Raw genomic sequence first — 6,356 nt, 5'->3', positions numbered from 1 at the left:
AGCGATATCAATCACTTACGTGATTTGCTGATGAACTCGGGCGCACCGTGTCGTTCGGCGAGTTTCCGCTTTTGACCATCCTGTCTCCACGCTCCGGAAACCATCGGGCGTCAGATTCAGCTCCCATCACTGCCTGATTTTCGGGGGGTGCTCAGACCAATGGCAACTGGTGGTCTGCACAAAGAGCCTTGGCTTCGCTCGAGATCGTTTTGGCGAACCGCCCGTCAAGCGTAGACACGGTGTCAAGTAGAATGCGCGCAGTGCGCGAGTCGTGCGCCAGGGGTGACTTCTTCAGAAATGCAAAGCCGCGATCGCGAACTAGGTGGTCGGCTAGGGCGTATACGGCCCCTTCGCGGGCGGTAAGCGCAAGGATGGCTTTTTCTTTCTGTAGGCGCGTCACAGGAGTAGCGCCGTCTGGGCAAAGGCTTACTTGCCAGCGGCGTCTCGTATCGGGATCCGCAATCACGAGGGTCCGCCTGAAGACCCGATCGAGCGCGGCATCGTCGAGCCTGGAAAGGTCGTCAGCAAGGCTTTCCAACTCCGCGGTCGCACCGTGGCTGAAGCCGTGTTTCATCACCCAGCGCGTCAGCCCTATTTCGCCGCGCCGCACGGTGCGATTCTTGTCGTTGGTAAGTCGGAAGCGTTTCCAGAATTGCCAGAACCCGGGATTGGACAGGATGCTTCCCCCAATGCTCAGCGCGTATGACCCATAATGGAAGTTCCGGCGGTTTTTGTCGATCTTCCATTCGATCGACTCGAAGGTTTCGGGGTCGCGCGGTCGCACGGCGCCATGCCACGTCGCTGCGGCGAAATCGACGCCAAGATCCTCAGCGGCGTCCAACCAGTCGCTGGCACCGGGCAATGGGAACCAACTGCTGTCGTTGGCCAGCACTAAGCGCTCGAGCTCGGCCACGCGCGCTCTGCCCAGTGCGAGGATCGCGTCGCGGTAGCCTCCGAAATCGTAACCAAAGTTGGGCCGGAGGATAAGCAACGCCGAGCGCTCCAGCAGTGTCGATTGATCCTCGGCTGACAAGGGAAGGTTGGAGACAACGAGCGGCGCGTATCCGCCCGCGATAAACGCGTCGAGCGCAGCGACATGGGAGCCGGCGACGCCTCCGCGGGGAAATATCATATAGATCGCACTGCGCGGCGAAAGCTGGAGCTTTCCTGAGTGAATTACTCTACGCCGCGCTAGCAAGAAATCATAGTACAAGCGGCCGATAAGAAAGTTCGCGAAGTATCGGTGGGCGCCACGGATCTGCCGCCCAAGACGAGCGACTTCACGCCGGACCTTTCGAGAGTGTATCTGCGTCAATTCCTGCAATCTTCGCCGACATCACGGATAGCTCACGTCTGAGGGGACGGCTCGGAAGTGTCAAGAACCGCTTGATGAAACCGGTCCGGTTGTATCTTCATGTCACTCCCGCGGATTGCACCCCTCGCGCCCTCTTCTAATGCGGCGGCCAACCTCCTCGGTCGTCCAACGGCACCGGTCAGGGCTGGCTTGGTCCGTCGACATGGCGCCGGTAGCTCGAGTCGGCCACCAAAAGCCGCGTCCAAACGAGCGCGTCCTTTGCCCCAAAGCCAGGGCAATTTCACCAGACCATAGCCCAGGCTCCCTGGAGGTCAGCCTACTAGCTATGCCCAAAGGTCGGCGGGCCTCGCGGCGCTAGAGGCGCCCGCCCTGCGCCCGCGCGCAGCAAACAGCCGGTAAACGGGGCTCGCCGAACCGCTGCTATATCGCGCAAACCCGTGGAGGCGAGTACCGGAATCGAACCGGTCTACACGGATTTGCAATCCGCTGCGTAACCTCTCCGCCAACTCGCCTCGGGCGAGCTCTGGGTATGCCAAGTAATTATGCCACGCAAGCTATTTCAGGCTGGCGACCCCGATAATTGGCCAGTAGCAACGGCCGACAACATGCTCCTGGGTCAACGTGAGAGCGCAATGGATATCGCCGCTGCAACGCCAGGGACCGTTGCCTACCTGTACCGGGCATCGGCTGGATCACCACCGATGCCTCCGGCGGGCGGACCGAGGTGCAGCTTTCGGCGCTGAAGACCGGGATGACGCTGCCCGACAGCCTGTTCGACATCCGCGCCGAGACGCAGAAGCGGCTGGGCCTTCGGCTATTGAAATCCATCTCACAACCGCTTCGAAGATTTCGCACAGATTCCATTTCGCTCGCGACGCCATCAAAACGGACGGAAGGATGCTCGTTCTTGCGGGCAACCGTGAGGCCTCGGGTGCCAACCGCTTGAGCGCTATGCCTCTCACAGCAGCCGTCGGCTTGTTGCAGCGAGCCCATTGATGGGCCGTATCGCAGGGTTACGGGCCCCCTTGGCGCCCGGATAGGCGTGCGCAGTCGCGGAGTTGGCGAGGGCTGCCGGCTTAACCCGCAGAGGACAGTTTGATACCGATAGACGGGCCGCCTGCCAGCAGTTCGGGCATTTCGCAGCATAACCGTGCACGCAGAAGGCCACGGCCATCCCGCCGGCAGAATTGCGACGTGACCTTTCCCAATCGGTGTTGCTTGAATTCACAATCGGCGGAGCGGAACCTGCCTTTCGCCCCTTTCCGCCTTTCCCCCTGCCGCCGATCCGGGGCACACTTCCCCCATGTACGCATCCCACGGTTTCCTGCGCTCTGACATCGGCGATGTGGACGTCATCTATCACGATGGCCTCTACCACCTGTTCCACCTCGTCCTGCCCAACCACGACTTCATTGCCCATGCCGTCAGCGCCGACGGCATGACCTGGCGGCGGGTGAAGAACGCCCTCTTCGTTGGCGACCCCGGCGCCTGGGACGACGACATGCTCTGGACCATGCATGTCACCCCCGATCCCGACCGCACCGGCATGTGGAGGATGTTCTACACCGGCCTCGCCCGCGCCGAATACGGACGAGTCCAGCGTGTCGGTCTCGCCCGCTCCGCCGACCTCTACCGCTGGGAGCGGGAGGGCGAGGGCTACCCGCTTGAAATCCCCACCGAGCACTACGAGGCCACCGTAGACGAGGGCCGCCACTGGGTCTCCTTCCGCGACCCGTTCTTCTTCCACGATCCCGAATCCGGGACCCGCCTGTTGCTTGCCGCCGGCCGGGTGAAGGACGGCCCCGTCATCCGCCGCGGCTGCGTCAGCCTCGCCCGCGAGACCGCGCCCGACCGGTTCGAATTCGGCCCGCCGCTCTACAAGCCCGGCCTCTACGACGATGTGGAAGTTCCGAACCTCTTCGAATTCGGCGGGCGTTACTATCTCCTCGGCTCGATCCGCGAGGATACCAAGGTGCATTACTGGTATTCCGACACAATCGAGGGACCCTACGAGAACTTCTACGACAACGTGCTGATGCCCGCCGGCAATTACGCCGCCCGTATCTGCCGCAACTCCGGTCGGCTTCTGCTGTTCAACTTCTTCACCCGGACCGAGACGGTGCAGGGCCGCGAATTCGTCAAGAAGCTGCTGCCGCCTCCGAAGGAGATCGTCGCCGGCCCCTCGGGCAGGCTGCGGCTGAAATCCTACCACGGCTTCGACGACGTGGTGACAGAGACCCGGCAGATCGCTGCAGCTGAATGCCATCCCCTTTACGGCAACCCCTATGCCACGATCGAGCAGCGCAATTCCGGCCTCTTCACCTCCTGCCGCTCAGGGTACGAGGCCTTCCTGATGCCCGGCCACTACGGCGATTTCCGCCTGCGCGCCGAGATCACGCTGGAGGGTGAGGGCAAATGCGGGCTCGTCCTGCGGTGCAACGAAGAGGGTGACGGCTACTACCTCTCGCTCGACCTGGTAAAGGGTGTGGCGCAGATGCGCGCCTGGGGCGCCAACCCGCATCCCGAATTCGAACATGCGTTCAAATACGAACAGTTGCAGGAGGCGCATTTCCGCGGCAGCGGCCACGGCCCCTGGAAGATCGAGGTCGTGGCCCACGGCATGTATCTGGAGGTCTCCATCGACAGCTACGTGACCCTCAGCCTGGTCGACGAGGCCTATACCGAGGGCGGCCTTGGTTTCTACGTGGAATCCGCCAGCCTCGGTCTGCACCATGTCACCGTCGAACATCTCGCCCGCCCGGTGATCGAGCACGCACCCGAAGCCGTCTACACCACCACCCATGTCCCCGATATCGCCGCTCAGGAAGGCACGGGCGCGTGAGCGCCGGGCCCTGGCTCCTGGTCAGCGATATCGACGACACGCTGACCGGCGACGCAGCGGCGCTGGGACGCCTCTGCGCCACGCTGGCCCGGAATCGTGACCGGGTGCGGGTGGCGCTCAACTCGTCCCGTCCCGCCGGCAGTGTGGACCGGACCCTGGCCCAGGCCTTCCCGGCAGGCTTCGCGCCCGATGCGATCATCACCGCCATGGGCACCGAGATCCGCGTCGCCGGCGCGCCGCTGCCCGGCTGGGCCGCCCGCTTCGCCGGCTGGCCGCGGGCGCAGATCGCGGAGCTGGTGACGGGCCTTGGCCATGCACCCCATGCCGCCGAATACCAGACGCCCACCAAGGCCAGCTTCCGCGTCCCCGCTGCCGATCTGCCAGCTGTCGAGGCCGCGCTCGACGCATCCGGCCTACCGCACCGGCGCATCTTTTCCGGCACCAGCGACCTCGACCTGTTGCCTCCTGCCGCCGACAAAGGCGCCGCCGCGCTATTTTTAGCCGAAACTTTGGGCATTTCCCCGCACAAGCTGGTCGCTGCGGGTGACTCCGGCAATGATCTCGCTATGTTTGAAGCAGCGGCCCGCGCGATTGCCGTCGGCAATGCGCGAGAGGAACTTCTGGCCGCCATGCCCCGGGGCACGAGCTTTCATGCCCAAGGCCGCCACGCCGCAGGCGTACTCGAAGGCCTGATCCATTGGGGGATCCTTCCCCCGGGGGCATGACCCGCAATGAGCGCGCCCACCGGTCTGGCCTGCCTCTCGAGCCGCCCGGGCGGGCCGCGAAGAACGGAAAGGCTAATGGCGCAACAAAACGGCTCGCTCCTGATGATCTCGCTTCACGGCTATGTCGCCGGCTCTCCCGAGCTCGGCAAGCCGGACACTGGAGGGCAGGTGATCTTCGTCCTGGAACTGGCCAAGCGCTTCGCGCGGCTCGGTTACCAGGTCGACGTGATGACCCGCCAGTTCGAGGATCAGCCGGCAGAGGACCACATCAACGACAACCTGCGCATCCTGCGCATCCCCTTCGGCGGCAAGGACTTCATCCGCAAGGAGGACATGCACGACTGGTACGGCGATTTCGTCACCAACGCGCTGGCCAAGATCCGCAAGCAGGGCCTCTCCTACGACGTGGTGAACAGCCATTACTGGGATGCCGGCGTCTCCGGCCAGAAGATCGCCGAGGAACTGCAGATCCCCCACATTCACACGCCGCATTCGTTGGGCTGGTGGAAGCAGAAGGATATGGCCGGCAACCCGGAGGAGGAGATGGCCGGCTACCGGTTCGAGGAGCGGATCCAGAAGGAATTCGTCCTCTTCCGCAGCTGCGACCATATCATCGCTACCTCCGAGCAGCAGGCGGAGCTAATCGAGGATCACTACGCCCTGCCGCGCGACCACATCACCATGATCCCGCCCGGCATCGACGAGGGCCGCTTCACCCCGGCCACGCCAGAGACGGTCGCCGCCGCGCGGGCGCGCCTCGGCATCGGGCGGCACGACGTCTACGTCGTCGGCCGCGCGGCAGAGAACAAGGGCTACGACCTTATCATCCAGGCACTGCCGGCGCTGAGGCGGCTTCAGCCCGAGGCGCGGCTGGTGCTGGCGGCGGGGGCGAATTCCGACAGCGACATAGCGCTTCTGGAGCAATGGAAGGCGGTGGCGGCCGAATCCGGTGTCGGCGATGCCATTGACTGGCGCGGCTATGTCGCTGACGAGGATCTCGCCGATTGTTACCGCGCCCCCGGCGTCTTCGCGCTGCCCTCGCGCTACGAACCCTTCGGGATGACGGCGGTGGAGGCCATGGCCTGCGGCACGCCCACGGTGATGACGATCCACGGCGGGCTGCACGAGCAGATAGAGTTCGGCCGCCACGCGCTGGTAGCCGACCCAAAGCGGCCGGAGGAATACGCCGCCATGCTCAACATGCCTATGCAATACGACTGGATGCGCGAAACCCTCGCCGTCGAGGGCGCCCGCTTCGCCCGCCGCGCCTTCGGCTGGACCGGGATCGCCCGGCGGACGCTGAACATCTTCCAGCAGTTCAAGGGCCGCTACGAGGCCTACCAGGTCGAGGAGATCGCCTGAGGGCGCGGCCCGAGGGCGAAAGGCTCATGGGAGGGGCAGGCCCCTGACGGAAAAATGTTGAAAGCCCCGCTGGAGAACCAATGGCGCTTTCTATTTGAGTAGCTTAGCCACT

4 protein-coding genes and 1 tRNA gene are annotated in these 6,356 nt (G+C 64.0%); 3 read left to right on the top strand and 2 right to left on the bottom strand.

Translation table 11 applies throughout. The features are described from left to right. Positions 1-151 precede the first annotated feature (151 nt). Both EIP85_RS21435 and EIP85_RS21430 read right to left on the bottom strand, forming a co-directional pair. The gene (locus EIP85_RS21435) at positions 152-1,132 is read right to left on the bottom strand and encodes a rhamnan synthesis F family protein (RefSeq protein ID WP_127904254.1); all 981 of its coding nucleotides are present in this window, start codon (positions 1,130-1,132) and stop codon (positions 152-154) included. 621 nt (positions 1,133-1,753) lie between these two features. Next, positions 1,754-1,827: transfer RNA gene (locus EIP85_RS21430), tRNA-Cys, on the bottom strand. A 791-nt stretch (positions 1,828-2,618) separates the two neighbouring features. Between EIP85_RS21430 and EIP85_RS21425 the strand changes: the two genes are divergently transcribed. The 3 genes from EIP85_RS21425 (at position 2,619) to EIP85_RS21415 (ending at position 6,244) form a co-directional block, all read left to right on the top strand. Then, positions 2,619-4,157 (top strand): glycoside hydrolase family protein, encoded by a 1,539-nt coding sequence (locus EIP85_RS21425; RefSeq protein ID WP_127904253.1) that lies wholly within the window; start codon positions 2,619-2,621, stop codon positions 4,155-4,157. Next, positions 4,154-4,882, top strand: coding sequence for an HAD-IIB family hydrolase (locus EIP85_RS21420; protein WP_127904252.1), 729 nt, complete (start codon positions 4,154-4,156; stop codon positions 4,880-4,882). The genes EIP85_RS21425 and EIP85_RS21420 overlap by 4 nt, the downstream gene beginning before the upstream one ends. A 75-nt stretch (positions 4,883-4,957) precedes the next feature. Continuing rightward, entirely contained in the window at positions 4,958-6,244 is a 1,287-nt protein-coding gene (locus EIP85_RS21415; RefSeq protein WP_127904251.1) for a glycosyltransferase, read from the top strand. Positions 6,245-6,356: the final 112 nt, after the last annotated feature.

Source organism: Solirhodobacter olei, assembly GCF_004010155.1.
GTDB lineage: Bacteria > Pseudomonadota > Alphaproteobacteria > Rhodobacterales > Rhodobacteraceae > Solirhodobacter > Solirhodobacter olei.
The sequence above is the reverse complement of the archived record's forward strand: the minus strand, read 5'-3'. Positions and strand labels throughout refer to the sequence as shown.